Origin of the sequence: Clostridioides sp. ZZV14-6387 (assembly GCF_020657835.1) — a bacterium.
GTDB lineage: Bacteria > Bacillota > Clostridia > Peptostreptococcales > Peptostreptococcaceae > Clostridioides > Clostridioides difficile_A.
The window spans coordinates 21,784-42,664 of the sequence record NZ_JAGWCW010000002.1 but is presented as its reverse complement, the minus strand read 5'-3'; the positions used below and the strand labels follow the sequence as shown (position 1 = coordinate 42,664).

Below are 20,881 nucleotides of genomic sequence, written 5' to 3'. Positions count from 1 at the left end.
TAATTTTGCTTAATAAGAATTTTATATAAAAGGGCATGAGTCTGAAAGTCTCATGTCCTTTTTGTTTAAACTTTATTAGTATATTAAATACTTATATCTATTATTTTCTCAATTCATATTGATAACAAGGAACATTTTTTACAATACTACCAGCATGAATTTTCTTAATATGTTTTCCCATACATTTAAATCCTAGCAAATCTAATGATTTTGTAGAATTCTGATTTTCTTCATATGTTATAGCAATGATTTTATTTAAGTTTAATTCTCTAAACCCATACTGTATTACTCTTTTAGTTATCTCAGTAGCAAAATCATGTCCCCAATAGTTTGGGTTGATACATATACCTATTTCTGCTTCCAATGCTTTGGGATTTATATTATTAAACCCCATATTTCCAATAACTTTATTGTCTTTTTTATATACTATAGCAAAATGACCAATCTTTCCTTTTTTATAAGGATTTAGAAAAAAAGATTTTATAAACTTTCTTGTATCTTCTAAAGATTTGTGTTCACTAAATGGTAAATGCTTTACTACTACTTTATTTTTATAACAATCAAAAAAATCTTCAACATCCTCTAAGGATGCAGGTCTTAGTATACAGTTTCTAGTTTCTAAGGTTTTCATTTGAGGATATCCAGAATCAGACATTTCTAATCCCCCTTTATACATTAATCTAAATATACTGTTCATATTTAAAATACGATATTAATTATATAAATGTTCTCAAATTAACCTTATTTCTATTTTTAATAAAAACTAGCTTATTATATGAATCTTTCAAACGTACAAACTTGTATCCACTTTGTATATCAACACACTTGTTATATACATTCTAAATTACATATTATTTGAAATCATACTTAAAAATTCTTTCGTTGCTAAAGACAAGGAGATATCCTTTAAGTGACAGTACCCTATACTTCTCTTAGGTATTGGCTCTTTTATATCCAATTTAAATAATTTTTCGCTTTCCAAATAATCTATACTGAATTCTTCTATAACACAAGATACGCCAAGATTTATGTACGCAAATTCTAAAAGTAATTCATGAGAACCCAATTCTATATCTGGGTTTAGTTTTATACCTTTTGATAAAAAATATTCATTTACATACAACCTTGAATTTGCTTTATTTTCCAACATTATCAAAGGCAATGTATTTAATTCTTCTAAGGATATTTTTTTACCTTTATATTCTATGTAATCATCTGCACATACAAATATATCATGTATTTCAATACACTCAACAATATTTAGTGAATCATCTTCTATTGGCATATTTATAATTGCTATATCTATATTTCCATCTTTAAGTAAGGATATAAGTTCTCTACTCGTTCTATTTATTGTAGATACATGTATATGTGGATACTTCTTATGAAAGATTTCTAAATACTTTAATAAGAAAAAACGTGCAGCAGTATCTCCTACTCCTATTTTTAAAGAACCATATTCTAATTTTTTAAATTTATTTATTCTATCTTCTCCAGATGCTATTAGCTTTAATGCAGTAGTTACATGTTCACTTAAAATCTTTCCCTCTGGTGTTAATTTTACACCTTTATTATTTCTATAAAACAGTATAGTGTCCAATTGTTCTTCTAATTGTTTTATTGACTGGCTTACAGCTGGCTGTGACATAAATAATTCTTTGGCAGCAAGAGAAAAACTCTTATTACTTGCAACTGCATTAAAAATCCTATATAGTTCAAGTTTTATATTCATATATAATTACTCCTTATGTCAAATATTAGTATTATTTATTTTACTTATAATCATATTTGAATTATAATATACATGGTACTAATATGACAATATTAATTCTTTAGGAGGATTTTGAATAATGAATAGATTAGTTGGGACTGTTTCAAGAGGGGTTAGAGCACCTATTATAAGACAAGGAGATGACTTAGTCAAAATAGTTGTTGATTCTGTTTTAAATGCGTCAAAAAGTGAAAACTTTGAAGTTAGAGACAAAGATGTAATTGCAGTTACAGAAGCTGTTGTAGCTAGAGCACAAGGAAATTATGCTCATGTTGATAATATTGCGACAGATGTAAAAGATAAATTTGGAGATGATACTGTTGGTGTTATATTCCCGATTTTAAGTAGAAACCGTTTTGCAATATGTTTAAAAGGAATTGCAAAAGGATGTAGAAAAGTTGTATTAATGTTAAGCTACCCTTCTGATGAAGTTGGAAACCATTTAATAAGTATTGATGAACTTGATGATAAAGGAATAAATCCTTGGTCAGATGTTTTAACAGAGGAAAAATATAGAGAGTTATTTGGATATAACAAACATACATTTACTGGCGTAGATTATGTTGATTATTATAAGAATTTAATTAAAGATTGTGGTGCAGAAGTAGAAATTATATTTGCCAATAATCCAAAAACTATTCTTGACTATACAACAAGTATTTTAACTTGTGATATACATACAAGACAAAGAACAAAGAGAATTTTAAAGCAAAATGGTGCTAAAAAAGTGTATTCTCTTGATGATATAATGACATCAAGTGTAGATGGTAGTGGGTATAATGACCAATACGGACTTTTAGGTTCAAACAAAGCTACAGAAGAAACAGTAAAATTATTCCCTATAAATTGTGATGAGGTTGTAAACAAAATTCAAGGTGACATAAAAGAAATCACAGGTAAAAATGTAGAAGTAATGGTTTATGGAGATGGAGCTTTTAAAGACCCTGTAGGGAAAATATGGGAGTTAGCTGACCCAGTAGTATCTCCTGCTTATACAAAAGGTTTAGAAGGAACTCCAAATGAAGTGAAATTAAAATATTTAGCAGATAATGATTTTGCTGACTTATCTGGTGATGAATTAAAAGAAGCTATTTCTAAATACATAGTTGAAAAAGATAATAAATCTGATGATTTAACAGGAAATATGGTTTCTCAAGGTACTACTCCAAGAAGATTAACAGACCTTATAGGTTCTTTAGCAGATTTAACATCTGGAAGTGGAGATAAAGGTACTCCTATTATTTACATACAAGGATACTTTGACAATTATACAAAATAATTTTTTTAAAAGAGGATTTTATTTCTCTATATTAAATTTAAAATTTATTAAAACCTCTTAATTGATACATTTTTCTATGTATCAATTAAGAGGTTTATTTAATGGCTCTAGAAATGACTAACTCTAAGGCATTTTTAGATTATATAAACATTCTTATTTAGATTTATACAATTCTAGCTCTTGCTTATTTCTGATATAATATCATTTTTTAAAATTTGCTTTACTGGAATAATAACTGCAACGATGCTGATAATAATATTTAAAACAATCATGCCTATATAGAGAGGTGCATTTACTTCAAAGATTGGATTTATATATAAATATATGCGTTTTACCATAAAATAAATCATAAATTGTCCAATAATACTTCCAATTATCATTATAATACTTGCATATAATCCATATAAGAAACCTTCTCTCATCATCATAAGTAAAAACCTATTATCCGTAATACCCATAGCTCTTAAAATCCCAAATTCATGTCTTCTTGAAAAAACTAAGTAACTTACTGTATTGATAATATGAAACAGACTTATTGCTAGAAGTACAAATACAATACCATATATAAATAAAAGTTTTTGATTTAAATAGGTATTATTTTTTTCAATAGCTATGGTATAGTCTGTTACTATACATCTCTTTATATTATTTACAACACTTTTTATATTTTCAGACAACTCTACGCTATTACTTTCTTTTGTCTTTTTTATACTTACTGAATTGTAATTTTCAATATTAAAGTTATTCTTCATTTGTTCATTTGTCATAACTATATCCATACCATAGTCGCCAATAAAATATATGTTATTAGCCATTACACGTTTTACAGTAGCAGCAACTACAAATTCTTTTGTTACATAATCATCCTTATTTTCTTCTTTAAATTTAACAATTTCACCTGTTGGTTTCATTGTTTTTGGTACTTTAACCTTTATTGTATTTCCTGGTTTTATATCCACTGCATCATACATACCAGTCCCATCCATAGGTAATCTAACTATAACTTTATTATTTTTGACCATATCGTCATGATTAACTTTTCCATCTATGACATAAGAATTTAGCCCTTCTAACATTCCATTGTTATATCCATATATATTGGTTTTTAAAAGGTATCCACCTTCGCTTTGTTTTGTACAAATACCATTAAAAAAATTCTTTATTCTATAATCTTTCTCAAGAGGTTTAAAGAAGTTTTTCCAAAATAATTGTTTTTCTTTAATTTGTATAGCTCCAAACAAATACTTTACTGGATAAACTCGTGATACTCCCTCAACCTCATTGAGTCTTGAAATTTTACCTTTAGGTATACCTATATCAAAATCTGTTGTTTGCATAGTTACTTGGTAGTCAGAATTTAAACCATCATCAGCTTTCATTGTGAGTTCATTATTATTTTTAGTAAGCTGTATAGAGTAACTGGAACATAGGAAAATAATCCCACCAAGTGACAATGAAAATAAAATACCCACAAACATTCCTTTTTTTTGAGTCATGTATTTATGAGATAGTACCTTTGTCATATTAGAATGTCTTACACTTTCTAGAGTCCTTTTTTGCTTATTAGTGACCTTAAAATTTTTCATGGATTCTATACTAGAATATTTATTTAATTGATGTACAACACGCACAGTAATTATAATTAACAGTAATAAAATAAATAAGAATCCCAAATAAATAGATTTTTCGCTTATAAAAAATGCTCCTGGAGTAATATCACTGCTCAAAAATATATGTGGAAATCGTTCATATATTGTAGATGCTACTCCAATACCCAATATACAACCTATAGGAAATCCAATAATAAAAAGTAAAAATAACTCTAAAAATAGTAAGAATAAGAGTTGTTTATTATTGGCACCTAATACTTCTAAAACTCCATATTGTGATATTCTCTGAAGTATTGAAACGTGGAAAATACTATATACTGCTGCTGCGCCAAATACTCCAACAAGTAAGATAATTGCATTTGTATTTAGCTCTAGATTTTTTAAGAACTCAAATATATTATATTTTTCTATGCCTTTTGGAGGCTTTACTCCAAATTCAATTGATAAGTGCCAATTTACACGAGCGTTTTCTTTTGATATATTGAATTTTTTTATAAATTTAGAGTTTTGCTTATTTATATTTTTATTTTCATCATACTTTACATAAACTAAATAAGAATTATTTTCTTTAGGTTGTGAATAATCATTTACAAATCCTTGCATATCAGTTTTGGGATTTGTAAGATTTGATAAAATACCACATAATTTATAAGTTTTACCATCTAATTTAATTGTCGTTCCAATCTCTTTTTTTACATTTAAATTATTTAGTGAATATGTGTCAAAAGCTATCTCTCCATCTTTACTAGGAAGACTTCCTTGCAATAATTTTCTACCTGTCATATCTAGGTATGATGAATCTGCATTTAAAAATTCTATAATAAAAGGTTCATCTATATGAGATTTAGCATTTGTAACTCCAAGTTTATCTATAGTGTATTTTTTTGATTTTTTATTTTCTTTAATTTTTTTTAGTTGTTTCTCGTTTACTTTATAGTAAAAATGATAATTTCCACTATCTTCCCTTATTTTTTCGATTGCACTTTTATTTGCACTATGAACTAGAGAACCAATTCCTGTCAAGAGTGCTACTGATAATACTATGCTTAAAAATATAGATATAGATTGTTTTTTATAATGTTTAATATATTGAATTGCAAACTTTATCAAAGACATCATAGTACTCCACCACCATTATTTACTACAATTCCATCTTCAATATGTATAATTGAATCACATACTTGTGCTATATTTTCATTATGTGTTACCATCAGTATCGTTTGATGAAATTTTGCACTACTTTCTTTTAATAAACATACTACTTCCATTGTGGTTTTACTATCAAGATTTCCAGTTGGTTCATCTGCTAATATAAGTGCAGGTTTATTTGCTAAAGCCCTAGCAATTGCTACTCTTTGTTGCTGTCCACCAGAAAGCTCATTTGGAAACTTTAGACGCTTATCCCAAATCCCCAATGTATTCATCAACATTTCAATATATTCATGGTCTACATTATTTCCTCTATCTAATGTAACAGGAAGAGTTATATTATCATAAGTGTTCAGTACTGGTATTAAACTGTAGTTTTGAAATATAAACCCTATATTTCTTCTTCTAAATACTGTTAAATCTTTTTTTCCTATTTTAGATATATTCTTTCCTTTAATTATTACATCACCTGATGTTGGATTATCTAATCCACCTATAATGTTTAATAATGTGCTTTTACCAGAACCAGAAGTTCCAACTATAGCAGTAAACGTAGCTCGTTCAATTTCTATGCTTACTCCATTTAAAGCTTTGACTTTAGTCTCATCTTTTCCATAGTGTTTTACTAAATTATTCGTCATTAATATACTCATTTAATTTCTCCTTTCAGTACAGATATATGTTCTTATAAGATATTGTAAATGACGATAATTACACTCATCCTACAAAGTTAATTTAAACTCTTACAGTTTTGTAAGAAGATACTAAAACAACTTCCATTTCCTAACTTAGATTCTACTATAATATTCCCATTTTCTTTTTCTAAAATTAACCTTGCAAGATATAGACCAATCCCTGTTCCATTTTGATTTTCTACATTCTTGCTTCTATAAAACCTTTTAAAAATATCATTTAACTCTTTACTATCAATGCCTATTCCTTCATCTTTAATAGTGATTTTAGTATACAATTCCATTTTTATTATAGAGACAGTAATTACACTATTTGATGGTGAGTATTTTATTGCATTTTCTAATACATTTACAATTGCTTCTATAGTCCATTTTTTATTATGGACTAGCTTTACATCTGAAAATGGTTCTAGACTTATCCTTATATTTTTAGCCTCTGCTTTATTAAAAACAGTACTAATACTTTGCAGAATAGTATCTTTTATTAACAGTTCCTCTACCTCAAAATTAATGACTCCATCTTCTAATTTAGTCATCTTAAATAGAGATTGTAATAACCAATCAATCTTAAAGGTTTCATTTTTCATCTTTTGTAAAAACTCCTTTTTCTGTGATGTAGAAATATTCATATTCTCCAGAAGTTCGCAATAAATAGTTATATTTGAAAGTGGAGTTTTTAATTGATGTGACATATTTGAGATTAAACTTTTAATTGCTTCTTTTTCTAATTTTGACTGTTCTACTTCTATTTCTATCATATCTTTAACTTTTTTTACTTGGTGAGAAATTTTTGATAATCTTGTATCTTTAGTATCTGAATAAGTAACTTCTTTACCTTCCAATATTTGATTTAACATTAAGCTCAATTCATCATATCTATTTTGATTTTTTTTAGTGATTATGATACATATAGCTACTATACATATCATAAAAGCTAATACCAACATCTTATTCTACCTCGTTCCATAGATACCCCATTCCATAAGCTGTTTTTATATATTTTGGATTAGATGGATTATCTTCTACTTTTATTCTAAGTCTTCTTATATTTACAGATACAATATTCTCATCAACATAATTTTCTTCACTATCCCAAATATGATGCAAAATTTGTTCCTTTAATAATATCTGACCTTTATTTTCAATTAGGTAACTTAGAAGCTTATATTCTACAGAGCTAAGTTCTAAACATTCTTCATTTTTATATACTCTAAGTAAGTTTTGGTCCAATTTTATTCCATTAGAATATATTACTTTATTATTTAATTTTTTTCTTATTGCTACTTTAACTCTTGCCTTTAATACAGATAAAGAGAATGGTTTTGTAATGTAATCATCAAGTCCTATTTCTAATCCTTTTACCTCATCAATTTCTGAATCTCTTGCAGTAAGCATTATAATTGGTGTATCTGACTTTTCTTTTATTAACTTACACACATCAAATCCATTTCCATCTGGGAGATTACAGTCCAAAATTATAAGGTCTATATTTTTATTATTAAATACATGCAATCCTTCTTGTACTGTGTAAGCCTTAAATACATTAAATCCATCACTTTCAAACGCATAAAAAAGGCCTTCGTTTAAGTTTATATCATCCTCAATAATTAATAAGTTCAATTTTACACTCCTTTAAATTTTAATTATTTTTGTCTTGTTATAGTTTTAATATATATTTATTTCACTAAAAAGACTGTAATTAAATTTGTTTTTCAAATCTAGTTACAGTCTTATATCTTGTACTTACTCTTCATTCTTAGAATATGCCTCATAAAACATTTTGATTGAATCTAAATTATCATCAGTTATAATAGGTACACCACTTGCACTTAAAAATTCAGATAAAAATTCAATACGCCTGAAATATTTTTCTGTACTATCTCTAAATAATATTGGGTCTAGCCAAATATTAATTAAAATTATGAATACTTCAGATACTTCATCTGGATAATCTGTTTTAAAAATACCTTCTTCTATGCCTTGCTTTATTAGACAAGATAATAAAGGAGTTATTTCGATAGTAGATGCTCTTATATTCTTTATAAAAAAAGTTGGTTTTTTTTGACTGCACATATAATCAATCAATTTTTTTCTTATTTCTGAACTAGATATATATAAAATAAATTCAGATATTTTTTCTCTAACAGTTAACTTAGGATTGTTTAATAATGACTTTAGATTTTCAACTTCTACTCTTAAACTATTTAATACTATTTCTTCAAATAACATTTCCTTGTCTTTAAAATGATAATACACAGCCTCTTTAGATATATCAAGAGTATCAACGATTTGTTGCATAGTTACATCATCATAATCTTGCTCTTCAAATATTTTCCATGCGACTTCTAGTATCTGATTTTTTATTTTATCAGAGTATTTATTTCTTGACATATAAATTCACTTCTTTCTTTATTAGTTTATACTAATCATTAGTACATTAATTATAATAAGATTCTTTACAATATGTCAACACACTCCATTTAAAGACAACAAAACGTATTTGCTCCTAATTTTTTTAATATTAATATAATTTCCTTATAAAAATATTATAATTAATTATGTAGTTATACATTTCTCAATTTAACTACACTTAAATTGAAAATACAACGTTGTTCTTATATAATTAAATTATACAACAATAATGATATATTTTTTAAGTATATTTTTACTAGGGGGAATAGAGATGAAAAGGGTTGATGAAAGAAATACTATGTTTGCAAGGGCAAATTATAAAAAGGATAGTACTGCTTATAATGACTATTATAAGCAAAATCCTGAGAAAAAAGAAATTGATGATAGTATAAGAAGCAGACCAAACTTATGTAGCGAAGGAACAATGACTTACAACAAAGAAAACTCTCCAATGGCAAGTAGTGCATTTGATTTTTTATCTGATATAAAGTCCTTATGTGAAGGAAACGTTTCTGACACAAAAGTAGATGTAGATGCAAAATCAATGACAAAAAAAATAAAAGGTTTTGCAAAGCAATATGGTGCTTCTGTAGTTGGTATAACTAAATTAAAAGACTATCATATTTATACAAATAGGGGAAGACATGAAGAAAATTATGGAGAAGAAGTTAATCTGACTCACAAGTATGCTATTGTATTTGGATGTGAAATGGATAAAGAAATGATAAATAGAGCACCAATGATATGTGAAGTTATAGAAACATCAAAGTGTTATGTAGATGCTTCTATTGTTGGAATGATTTTAAGTTACTACATAAGAAACTTAGGATATGATGCCAGAAATCATATGGATGCTAACTATTTAGTAATGCCTGTTTTTATAGCTCGTGATGCTGGTCTGGGCGATATAGGAAGAAATGCTATTCTTACAAATAAAGATTATGGTTCTAGACTTAGATTAGGTGTTGTTACTACAGATATTCCACTTTTAGAAGATGAATATGTTGATTTTGGATTAGAAGATTTTTGCAAGGTCTGTAAAAAATGTTCTTTTAACTGTCCTTCTCACTCACTTTCTAATGATATTAAGATTAGTGATGATGGAAAGTATAATTGGGTAATTGAACATGAAACATGTTATATTAAATGGAGATATTTAGGTACAGATTGTGGTATGTGTATATCTGCTTGCCCATTCAGCCAAAATCTTGAAACTATAAAAAATACCACTTCTTTTAAGGGTAATAATGAACTTATTGAAAAAGCTTTAGATGAGTATACTTCAAAATTTGGTAAAAGAATATTTGTACCTGGCAACCCTTCTTGGTTAAAATAGTTCTACTTAGTCAAGAGTCTGTCCTATGATGAATTATAGGACAGATTTTTTATTAAATACATAGATTATGAAGGATTTTTTCTTGATTATAACAATTCAGCAATATTTTAAATTTATAATTGACCTTATAAAATGTCAAACATAAAAGGAGTATATATATGGAAAAGATATTGGTTGTGGAAGATGATACTATATTAAATAAAACTCTGTCATATAACCTGACAGAAGATGGATATTTGATTACTTCAAAATTTACAGCTATTTCTGCATTAAAGTCTATTATGGAGTATAAATTCGACTTAATCATTTTAGATGTTAATTTACCAGATAAGAGTGGATTTGAATTATGTAAAGAAATTAAGATGAATTGTGATATACCAATAATTTTTTTAACAGCTAATGATATGGAATACGATATGATTAAAGGTTATGAGCTTGGAGCTTTAGATTATATAACAAAACCCTTTAATATAAATGTATTTAAGCAGAAAGTAAAAGCTCTTTTAAATCATATTACAATAAAAACAAAACAAGATTGCTATGATGATGGATATCTTGAAATTAACTTTTCTGAGCTATCAGCCAACATAAATGGAAATCAAATTATATTTACTCCATTAGAATTTCGTACATTGAAGCTATTTACTGAAAATCCTAAAAACATATTAACAAGAAAAATACTTTTAGAAAAACTCTGGGATATAGATGCTAACTTTGTAGATGAACATACTTTAACATCTGTTATAAGTAGAATTAGAAGTAAGATTGAAAAGGATAATTTTCAATATATTAAAACAGTATATGGTATGGGGTATATGTGGTTGGGTGAAAGAAATGAAATTTAAAAAATTTTCTTTTAGCTCTATTTATTTAACAATTGCCATTGGTCTAATTTTTACAGCCATTCTATTTAATATAGTAATTTATGTAATAATTGATGATATAAAACTAGTTGTATTATTATTAATATATACAATAATACTTTGTGGATTTATGGCCCTAATAGTATTTTTACTTCATAAAAAAATAACTATGTTTTGTTCTGAAATATGTCATACTTTAGATAGTATGATGAATAGTGAAGACAATATTGAAATTGTATTAGAAGAAGAAACTATTTTATCACGTATCAATCATAGATTAGTTAGAATGTATGAAGTTATTCAAGAAAATCGTCATAATGTTGCAATGGAAAAAGCTAACTTACAAGAATTAGTTTCTGATATATCTCACCAAATTAAAACTCCTATTGCAAATTTAAAGATGATTAATACTACTCTACTCAATCAAAAATTTAAAACAGAAATTCAAAATGAGTTTTTGATGGATATGGAAGGTCAATTAGATAAATTAGATTTTTTGATGCAGTCTATGGTGAAAACATCTAGATTAGAAACAGGTATAATCACACTATCTAAAAAGAAAACTTTAATTTATGAAACAATTGCTATAGCACTTAGTGGAATTTTATTTGATGCTGAAAAAAAGAACATTGAAGTTACAGTCGATTGTGACCCTAATTTATATATAGTTCATGATAAAAAATGGACTTCTGAAGCTATTTTTAATATATTGGATAATGCAGTAAAATACACGAATGCTAATGGGAAAATACATGTATCTACAGAATGTTGGGTTATGTACACCAAAATAGATATCACTGATAATGGAAAAGGAATATCAGAAAGTCATCAAGCAGAAATATTTAAAAGATTCTATCGTGAGGAAGATGTACATGATATAGATGGTATTGGAATAGGTCTATATCTTTCAAGAAAAATTATATCTCTTCAAGGTGGATACATTAAAGTTACATCAGATATTGGAAAAGGGGCTACATTTTCTATATTCTTACCAAATAAATAGCTCTTTAAATATTTTATTTGTGATAATTCTGCAACATTTTGATTTTATACTGTTCTTATAATATATTAAGGAGGTTTTATGATGAGTATTTTACAAGTAATTGATTTGAAGAAATATTATGGTGAAAATTCAAATATTACAAAAGCTCTCGATGGTGTAAGTTTATCTATTGAGAAAGGTGAGTTTATCTCTATTGTAGGTACATCTGGAAGTGGTAAATCAACATTATTAAATATGATGGGAGGATTAGATAATCCTACATCTGGAAAGGTTGTTATAAGAGATAAAAAATTATCAAATATGACTGACGAACAACTTACAATTTTTAGACGTAGAAACATAGGTTTTATATTTCAAAATTATAATCTTGTTCCTTTGCTTAATGTATATGAGAATATTATTTTACCAATAGGATTAGATGGAGAGACCATAGATAAAGATTTTATACATGAAATTATAAGCATGCTTTCTCTAGAAGAAAAACTATATGATATACCAAGCAATCTTTCTGGAGGACAACAACAACGTGTTGCTATAGCTAGGGCACTTGTAACAAAACCTGCTATTATACTAGCAGACGAACCAACAGGTAATCTTGATAGTAAAACGAGTACAGATGTGTTAGCTTTACTGAAAATGACAAGTGAAAAATTCAATCAAACAATTGTAATGATTACTCACAATAATGAAATTGCTCAACTAACTGATAGAATTATTCGCATTGAAGATGGAAAAATTGATAATTAGGAGGTGTAATATATGTTTAAAAATAACAATCGTGCTTTTATAAGAAAAATAGCTTTAAATGATTTGAAAATTAATAAACTCAAAACATCTCTTTCAGGTATTATTATAATGATTTCTACATGTTTACTGTTAACAGTATCTTTAGTTTCATATAATGGTTCTGTAGATTTAGTTAATTCATCTCCATATCATGCTATATATAAGTCTGTAAATGAAAAATCAAAAAACATATTATATCGAGATAAAAATTTTAGTGATGTAGGAACATACAAGTTAATTGGCAGTAACAAGAAGACAGATTATATGATGTCAACTATTTATGCAGATAATATAGCAATCAAACTTATGAATTTTCAACCAATGGAAGGTACTATGCCTACAAATAAAAATGAGATTGCTATTTCAGAAAAATACTTACAGCAACTTTCTTTAAATAAAGACATTGGAGACAGTATTAAATTAACTTATCGTGATAATATGACGAATAAAGAAATACAAAGAGATTTTGTTATTGTTGGCCTTTTAGAAAATTATTATCAAGATAATGCTAAACAATATTATACAGTTGTTTCAAATGACTATTTTAAGAACACAATTTCTACATCTTTACAAAACAAAAGTAGCAATTTTGATGATACAAGACCTAACGATGTAGATGTATTAGTAAAATTGTCAGAAGAAAATACAAAGAAAGATTCAGCTTCAATTAAGGCACAATTAAAAGATATTGGCTTTTCTTTAGGGATTAAAAAACATAATATATACTTAAATGATAAATATATTGAATCAAATTTAATCGATAGTGAACAGGTTATTACAGTTTTGGCAGTTGGAATAGTTATTCTTTTTTCTAGTATTTTTGTTATATACAGTATTTTTTATGTTTCAGTTGTTAATTCGGTTCATGTGTATGCTAAGTTGAAATCTTTAGGAATGACTTCTTTTCAGTTAAAAAAGATTATTTCTCTACAAGGAAATTTTTTATCGATTGTTTTTATTCCATTAGGTATCATTATATCGTGTATAATTGCTTACATAATTCAACCATTGGCATGGCAGATAATAGATGATTCATTTATAATCTTAATTTTATCACTAGTAATGTACTTAACTGTTAGAATTTCTCTACATAAACCTGCTAGAATTATTTCCAAAATATCTGCTATTGAAGCTATGCAATACACAGAAATTAAATTTAGAAAAAAAATAAAAAACTTTAATTATATAAATATTAAAAATTTAGCCTTAAAAAATATTGAGTCAAATAAAAAGAAGAACTTAATTGCATTAATCTCACTAAGTATTAGTGGAATTTTATTTATTTCAATTGCTAATCTTGCTAATTCGATAAATTTTAAGAAACAGTTGTCACAACAATTTGTATATAACGAAAATTACCTTGTTAGCATTAAGAGTGATAATTTATATGAACGCATTACACAAATTCAACAAAACAACCCATTAACAGATTCCCTTAAAAATGAGATTGAATCTATTCATGGAGTAAAAAAAGTAATTGAATCTAAATCAATTAAAGGTAGTCTTATAGAACCTTCTATCAAAGATAAAGATGAAAAACAATTTACTACTTTAATTAAAGGTCTTACACCTGAACTTTTAAAATCATTTGAAGAATATATTGTAAGTGGAAAATCAGATTATAAAAAACTTAACTCAGATGATTTAATTGTAAATAAGTATAGAGCAAAATCCTATGGATTAGATTTAAAACTTGGAGATACAGTTACATTTGATATTTTTAGTGGAAATAATATTATTAAAAAACAAATGAAAATTAAAGGAATTATTGATAATTCTAATACAGGTAGTATGTTTTTTGCTTTGGATAAAACCTTAGAATCTCTAACTCCATATAATACAAGCTTAGATTTTTCTATTTTGGTAGATAAAAAATATTCTAAAGAAGTTGAAGAAAAGTTGCTAAGTATCATTCAGGAACATTCTAGTTTAATGCTTTATTCATATGAGGATGATTATAAAATGATTACTAGAGCATTTAAGTATATAGTTGTAACTTCATACATTTTTGTTGGTTTAATTTCTTGTTTTGGTATACTAAATATGACCAATATTCTAATAAATAGTGTTTTAATCAGAAAAAGAGAATTTGCTTTACTTCAAGCTGTTGGAATGACAAAAAAGCAACTTCGAAATATGCTTTACAGAGAAGGTTTAAATATAAGTATTAAAGCTGTATGTATTTCAAGTTTATTAGGTTATTTGGGTTCAAGTTTACTTTGTACTTTTATAAAAGATGTAGTTAGAGTAGATTTTATTAATTTTAACTTTTCTATATTTACTATTTTAATTTTTTCTTTTGTATTAATTGGAATACAAGTTTTAACAACTGAATTACTTGTAAGAAATATAGAAAAAAAATCACTTACAGAACGCTTACGCTCTCAATAAAAAAATAGGAGTTACAATTAATCTATCAGTAGATAGTTGCAACTCCTATTTTAACTTTAAATACTTTTCTTTTTTTCTAATATTTCATATATACAATCTTCTGTTGAGTTACTATCTTTTTCTCTTCTCTTTTTAGAATCGATTAAAACAAAATACAGTATAAATCCTACAACAAGTCCCCATGTTCCACCTTTAGCAGCAATCACACCTCCCATAAGCCCAATTAATCCCTTCTCTACACCAGTATTACATAGTTCCATTGACAACTTTGTACATAAATAACCTTGAACTAAGAGTGTCACTGAAAGTGCTAATGGTATAAGAGGAGTAGCAATCTGAGCAACTGGATAAAAACATATAAAAATAGCTGAAACCCACACTAATGTACCCATACCACTAAAAATGGACTGCATTGCTTCCTTTCCAACCTTATATCTTTGAGCAACACTTCCAGTAAGTGTCGCAGCTAATGGACCACACATTGGTATATATGGAGAAATAACTGCCATAACAATATTTCTTATACCACTTATAATATTAGACCTATTTGAATTGAAATCTATATATTCATCTTTTCTGTTTTCACTTTCAGAAAGTACTAAATTTTCACCTGTTATAAAATCACCAAATGCAATTATATATATCATAAAAGCCATTGGTAACCCTTGTATAAATAACATCATGTTTGGAAAACCTATTCCAAGAGGAGATACTGTATTTATTAAATTTTTTAAGTCTACTATGTAAATTATTTTATCAAAACTCAAACTAGGAATTCCTATTTCTTTGCTAAATATACCTACAATTAAACTCACTAAAATAGCTGATACTACTCCATATTCTCCTAAATGAAATAGAAATTTATTTTTAACTTTTAAAGTGTCAAATCTTTCAGAAAACATTACAAAACAGGCAACCAAAATTCCTACTGTTATAGCTATTGGATAAGAATCAAATCTACCTTTAGGACTAAATTCTGATATTACAGTAGAGATACCAACACCCATTAATATCCCACCTTTAATAGAATTTGGTATTTTACTAACTAACTTTCCAGCTACTCCAGTTATTCCCATCAAAATAAATATGATTCCTAAATCTATTTGTAAAGCTGTTAATGCTTGTATTCTTTCAATGCCCATGCTAAACTTTAACAAATATGCAGTTGTAAGAGTTATAGAAGCCGTAATCCAACCAGGTACAACTGGGTCTCCCATAAAAACATGTAAGCAGTATAATATGGAGTTGATTATAGCCATACTCCATGCTACTTCATAAGGTAATCCCAAAATTTGTGTACTAAGACCAATAGTTCCTAAACTTGTCATACTTGATATTATTCCTTGAATAGCTTCTGGTTTCTCAAACCTGTAATGTATAAATGGAATTCGTATCTTGAACAATCCAAATTTTATATGAGGTTGCTCTATTCTAGTGAGTCTTTCCATAATTTCACTCCACCTTTCGATAACTCTTATAAATTTACAACCTTATAATTGTTTATAAATTATCAATGTCGTTAAAACTAGTATATAACATGCAAATTGCATAAACAATAAATTAAATTTATAAAATTGATAGATTTTGTGCATATATGGAAAGACATCTTCATTTTTATTTGTTTATATCACTTGATAAAGGCTCTTTATAAAACTCAATGGTTCTTTTCCATGATTCAAATTGCCCTTGTGTATTTCCTTCTATCGTTCCTCCTGAAGAAAAGATACCTCCACCTACATTCATACATAAGGTCTCTTTTAAAGGTATAATATATGGAATTGGTAATGGATGCCCCATATTATTATATGTTAATAATTCTACTTTACATGGATAATTGTTTTCTTTAAGTATTTCTAATGCCTCTAAACAAGCATCATAACTATTCCATATACTATCTTTTTTCCCAGCAATCATAAGTATGTCTGCTTTGGAATTTTCTATTCTTATTCTAGCTTCATTTCTATTATTCGCTCTTTCAAGATTTTTTTTATAAGAATTGGCAAATCCAAATGGAATTCCTTTTGAGATATCTTTCTTTTGTTCTTCAAGAAAGATATCATCATCTAAGTGGATATATGAAAATGGTTCCCCTTTATACGACCATGATGAAGTATCTTTTCCATTCTCCAATCCATTAAGAGCTTGGAAACAATAAGTATGTGGAGCTGATACTACAACTTTTTTAATCTGTTCATATTTTGAGGCAAGTAAAAGTGCTAACTCTCCACCCTTTGATGTTCCATGAATAAAGATTTCTTTAGTATTAGTAATTTCATTTTCACTAATCCATTTAAATACTTTTTCAAAATATTCTAATGGAACTTCTTCTAATTTATCTGGTAGACCCTCTAAGGCAAAATAAGCAACTGTTAGTACATTGAATCCCCTAGATGCAAGTGGAGCTGCTAAAAGGTCTAGAGCATCTAAACTCCCATCAGAACCACCCAACATTAGAATTGTTTTATTATTAGAATTTTGTTTATAAAATAATTTTCCTATAAATTCATCAGATATGTATTTTGTAGTAATATCATGTGATTTAAATAGTCTTTTCAGTTTAACTTCTTTTCTTTCATTAGAAGATTCAAATATCATATTCATGATTATTGGCTTATCTATAGATATATTTTCTGCAAAATTATTACCTTCAGTTTTAGATTTTTCCAGCGAATAAATTAATCCCATACAGTCAGGATTTTTATAAGTACCTTCTATAGGTTCAACTGAATCTAAATCTACTTCTCCCTTTTCATTTGAAGAAAATACTCCATAAGAAGAGAATTCTTCTCCCTTACACCATGGAAATTCCATTTTCATGCTTACTTTAAGTTTAGTATTTGGAGTCAAATCTGAAACTATAATTTTAAGTCTTTCATCTACAAACGATTCTAAATTGTATACATTTACTTTCATAATCCATTTCTCCTTATAATATTAGTGATTTATATATTTAAAATAACTTTATCCAATGTAATATGAATCCTCTAAATTAAGACATCATATTGACTATTTTATTGTATCAACTCATCAACTTTTTGTCAATATGATGTCTTTTTATTCATTTTAAATTATCACTAATATACTCTCTCTATTTAATATCATCATAAATAAAAACCACTCTTTCTAAAGAATGGTTTTTGATAAATGTTATTTTATATTGACAAGTTTATCTTTTAATTTAAATTTATATAATTAGATATTTTTTATTTAATATCTAATTATATCATGCATTTGCAAAAGTATATATGGCATTAATTCTTGCTATATATAAATTTTCATCGCTACATCCAATATATTTAGCATATTTCTCTATCTTTTCTTTTGCATTTTCAACATCACTTTCATCACTCTCCATTAACTCATTTATATAAATATCCATTAATGAAGCTTTATAATCTTTTATATCATAACCTAAAAATTCAGTTAATCTCTCAATTTCCTTATTGAAATCTCCATCTTCTTTCACCAAAAATTCGTATACATCTTCTCTATATGGATTTAAGGTTATTATTTGTTTTACAACCTTACATTCATCAGCTTTTCCAATAAAGCCATCTTTATAATTATTAAATAATGCATTAGATTTTTTTATAGATTCTTCATCAATATAAGAATGTACCTCAGTTACCCTATTTTCTATAAGAGCATCCACTACAGCATAATGAATTTTAAAACAATCATTATATAAATAATTACTCATTTTTTTTACTGTTGATTCTATTTCTAAAAAACTAGCATGACCATTTTTTTTATTTTTATTTGGAATGATAAAAGTTTTATTCAAATTATTAAAAAGTCTCTTAAAATCCAAGTATTTTTCGCAATAAACACTTTTAAAGGTATCGATATCTATAGTTATAATTCCAAAACTTACTATAGTCTCAATGCCTTTCTTAAAAGATTCCTCTATATATTTTTCTCCTAAATTTAAACCTCTATCTGATATTTGTTTTAAATTTTGAAAATTATTTAAACAATCTCTTTCAAAGTTTTTAGAAATTTCCAAAGCGTATAGTTTAAAGATTTTCCTTATCTTATTATAATTATTTTTCGTATCATCAAATCTGATAATAGCTCCATTTACATCAAAAGTAATCATTGAGTTTTAACCTCCCCATTAGTTTCATCAATAAAATAAATTTAATATAAACTTTATAATCATAATATTAAACTTATTTATACTATAATTATTAATTTGATGATAAAAGCTATTTTCCTTCTAAATAAAAAATTTGTCTAAAGTTTTTAAAAAAATTAGACAAATCTTAGACTATTATTCTTTAAATTATTCCAAATACTCCAAATAATATTGGTATAAATATAGCTGGCAACAAATTTGCTACTTTTATATTTGTTAGTTTAAGTACATTTAAACCGAGACCTATAATCAGTAAGCTTCCAGCTGCTGTCATCTCTGTAACTACAGGGTCACTTAAGAATCCATTTAAAAACGATGCACCTAAACATATAATACCTTCATATAAAAATACGGATATTGCAGAAAACATTACACCTATACCTAAAGAAGCAGTGAATATAATAGAAGCTATTCCATCTATTACAGATTTTACAAATAATGTATCATGACTTCCTGTAAGTCCACTTTCTAGTGCTCCAACTACTGCCATAGCTCCTATACAAAATAATAAACTAGATGATATAAAACCTTCCGCAATAGAATCTTTTTTATTTCCTTTAGAGAATTTACTTTGTAAAAAAACTCCTAGTTTGTTTACCCATTTATCTATATCTATTAACTCTCCTATTAAAGCACCTATAGCTATAGATGTTATTGTTACTAACGTATTTTTCCCCTCTAAAGCTCCTGATATACCGATATACAATACACATAAAGCAATTCCATTCATTATAGTATCACTTACTCTTTGAGGTAGTCCTCCTTTAATTATAAGACCTACTATACATCCACCTGCAATTGCTAGACTATTTGCTATTACTCCAAACATTTTTTCTCCCCTCGATTAGCTAATTAAAATTTACTCATATTATCAAAACTTAAACATCAATAGTTTGTAGTGGATATTTTAAATATTCCAAAAATTCTTCAAATCCTTTTCTAGATATATTTACAGTTTTAGTATTTATATTTGGATGAAAATTTAAGAAATCTTCTTTAATTACATCCTTGTCTATGTAAAGCTCCACTTTTCTTTCTATGTCATTTATCAATGAAAAAGGATTTACACTTCCTGGAAGAAGTTTAAGTACATTGTATAATCTTTCAGGCGAAGCAAATGATAATCTAGAACTTCCTATCTTATCTTTAAGTGAGTTTAAATCAACCTGCTTTTCTCCTTTAACTACAATAAGGTAATACTTATTTCCTTTAGCATTTCTTAAAAATAAATTTTTACATTGACATCCTTTTGTTATTTCATCCAAAATTACTAGTTGTTCTGCTGTATATACAGCTTCATGCTCTACTACATCATATTCAATATTTAATTTGTCCAAGATACTATATATTTTAGTTTCATTAATTCTCACTTCATTTTCGTCTTCTTCTTTCATAACTTTATCTTTCAAATCATTCATATTTCTCTTTTCTCCTTAAACACTTTGTTATTT

General features: G+C 26.7%; 18 protein-coding genes. 6 read left to right on the top strand and 12 right to left on the bottom strand.

The genetic code is table 11. From position 1 onward, the window contains the following. Positions 1 to 100: 100 nt before the first annotated feature. Both KGF38_RS01355 and KGF38_RS01350 read right to left on the bottom strand, forming a co-directional pair. Complete coding sequence (locus tag KGF38_RS01355) at positions 101 to 655, bottom strand: GNAT family N-acetyltransferase (RefSeq protein WP_054270380.1); 555 nt, start codon at positions 653 to 655, stop codon at positions 101 to 103. 189 nt (positions 656 to 844) lie between these two features. After that, the gene (locus tag KGF38_RS01350) at positions 845 to 1,732 is read right to left on the bottom strand and encodes a LysR family transcriptional regulator (RefSeq protein WP_054270381.1); all 888 of its coding nucleotides are present in this window, start codon (positions 1,730 to 1,732) and stop codon (positions 845 to 847) included. 118 nt (positions 1,733 to 1,850) lie between these two features. On the opposite strand from KGF38_RS01350, the gene KGF38_RS01345 reads away from it, so the two are divergent. Beyond that, the gene (locus tag KGF38_RS01345) at positions 1,851 to 3,050 is read left to right on the top strand and encodes a coenzyme F420-0:L-glutamate ligase (RefSeq protein WP_054270382.1); all 1,200 of its coding nucleotides are present in this window, start codon (positions 1,851 to 1,853) and stop codon (positions 3,048 to 3,050) included. A gap of 173 nt (positions 3,051 to 3,223) precedes the next feature. Here the strand turns inward: KGF38_RS01345 and KGF38_RS01340 are convergent, their stop codons facing one another. From KGF38_RS01340 to KGF38_RS01320, 5 genes are all read right to left on the bottom strand, one after another. Then, entirely contained in the window at positions 3,224 to 5,779 is a 2,556-nt protein-coding gene (locus tag KGF38_RS01340; RefSeq protein ID WP_074178189.1) for an ABC transporter permease, read from the bottom strand. Continuing rightward, positions 5,776 to 6,462 (bottom strand): ABC transporter ATP-binding protein, encoded by a 687-nt coding sequence (locus KGF38_RS01335; protein WP_054270384.1) that lies wholly within the window; start codon positions 6,460 to 6,462, stop codon positions 5,776 to 5,778. Before KGF38_RS01335 ends, KGF38_RS01340 begins: the two co-directional genes overlap by 4 nt. A gap of 77 nt (positions 6,463 to 6,539) precedes the next feature. Further along, positions 6,540 to 7,448: a sensor histidine kinase gene (locus KGF38_RS01330; RefSeq protein WP_227832115.1), complete on the bottom strand. Its 909-nt coding sequence runs from the start codon at positions 7,446 to 7,448 to the stop codon at positions 6,540 to 6,542. Position 7,449: 1 nt separating this feature from the next. Next, entirely contained in the window at positions 7,450 to 8,121 is a 672-nt protein-coding gene (locus KGF38_RS01325; protein ID WP_227832114.1) for a response regulator transcription factor, read from the bottom strand. 123 nt (positions 8,122 to 8,244) lie between these two features. Continuing rightward, complete coding sequence (locus KGF38_RS01320) at positions 8,245 to 8,892, bottom strand: TetR/AcrR family transcriptional regulator (protein WP_167640349.1); 648 nt, start codon at positions 8,890 to 8,892, stop codon at positions 8,245 to 8,247. A 292-nt stretch (positions 8,893 to 9,184) separates the two neighbouring features. Here KGF38_RS01320 and KGF38_RS01315 point away from each other — a divergent pair, with 292 nt between their 5' ends. From KGF38_RS01315 to KGF38_RS01295, 5 genes are all read left to right on the top strand, one after another. Continuing rightward, entirely contained in the window at positions 9,185 to 10,249 is a 1,065-nt protein-coding gene (locus KGF38_RS01315; RefSeq protein WP_227832113.1) for a 4Fe-4S dicluster domain-containing protein, read from the top strand. Positions 10,250 to 10,407: 158 nt separating this feature from the next. Continuing rightward, positions 10,408 to 11,094, top strand: coding sequence for a response regulator transcription factor (locus KGF38_RS01310; RefSeq protein ID WP_227832112.1), 687 nt, complete (start codon positions 10,408 to 10,410; stop codon positions 11,092 to 11,094). Continuing rightward, positions 11,084 to 12,115 (top strand): sensor histidine kinase, encoded by a 1,032-nt coding sequence (locus KGF38_RS01305; protein WP_227832111.1) that lies wholly within the window; start codon positions 11,084 to 11,086, stop codon positions 12,113 to 12,115. The genes KGF38_RS01310 and KGF38_RS01305 overlap by 11 nt, the downstream gene beginning before the upstream one ends. 81 nt (positions 12,116 to 12,196) lie before the next feature. After that, positions 12,197 to 12,862: an ABC transporter ATP-binding protein gene (locus KGF38_RS01300; protein WP_227832110.1), complete on the top strand. Its 666-nt coding sequence runs from the start codon at positions 12,197 to 12,199 to the stop codon at positions 12,860 to 12,862. A 12-nt stretch (positions 12,863 to 12,874) separates the two neighbouring features. Beyond that, the gene (locus KGF38_RS01295; RefSeq protein ID WP_227832109.1) at positions 12,875 to 15,292 is read left to right on the top strand and encodes an ABC transporter permease; all 2,418 of its coding nucleotides are present in this window, start codon (positions 12,875 to 12,877) and stop codon (positions 15,290 to 15,292) included. A gap of 56 nt (positions 15,293 to 15,348) precedes the next feature. On the opposite strand, the gene KGF38_RS01290 is transcribed toward KGF38_RS01295, so the two are convergent. The 5 genes from KGF38_RS01290 to KGF38_RS01270 all read right to left on the bottom strand — a co-directional run bounded on the left by KGF38_RS01290 (position 15,349) and on the right by KGF38_RS01270 (position 20,848). After that, entirely contained in the window at positions 15,349 to 16,740 is a 1,392-nt protein-coding gene (locus KGF38_RS01290; protein ID WP_074178192.1) for a benzoate/H(+) symporter BenE family transporter, read from the bottom strand. 166 nt (positions 16,741 to 16,906) lie between these two features. Beyond that, a complete protein-coding gene (locus KGF38_RS01285) occupies positions 16,907 to 18,205 on the bottom strand; it encodes an acyl-CoA thioesterase/bile acid-CoA:amino acid N-acyltransferase family protein (protein WP_227832108.1) in 1,299 nt (432 codons plus the stop codon). Positions 18,206 to 18,515: 310 nt separating this feature from the next. Further along, the gene (locus KGF38_RS01280; RefSeq protein WP_054270395.1) at positions 18,516 to 19,391 is read right to left on the bottom strand and encodes a hypothetical protein; all 876 of its coding nucleotides are present in this window, start codon (positions 19,389 to 19,391) and stop codon (positions 18,516 to 18,518) included. Between the two features lie 181 nt (positions 19,392 to 19,572). Continuing rightward, positions 19,573 to 20,259, bottom strand: coding sequence for a DUF554 domain-containing protein (locus KGF38_RS01275; RefSeq protein WP_054270396.1), 687 nt, complete (start codon positions 20,257 to 20,259; stop codon positions 19,573 to 19,575). A 49-nt stretch (positions 20,260 to 20,308) separates the two neighbouring features. After that, on the bottom strand, positions 20,309 to 20,848 hold the full coding sequence (locus KGF38_RS01270) for a prolyl-tRNA synthetase associated domain-containing protein (protein ID WP_167640344.1): 540 nt from the start codon (positions 20,846 to 20,848) through the stop codon (positions 20,309 to 20,311). Positions 20,849 to 20,881: the final 33 nt, after the last annotated feature.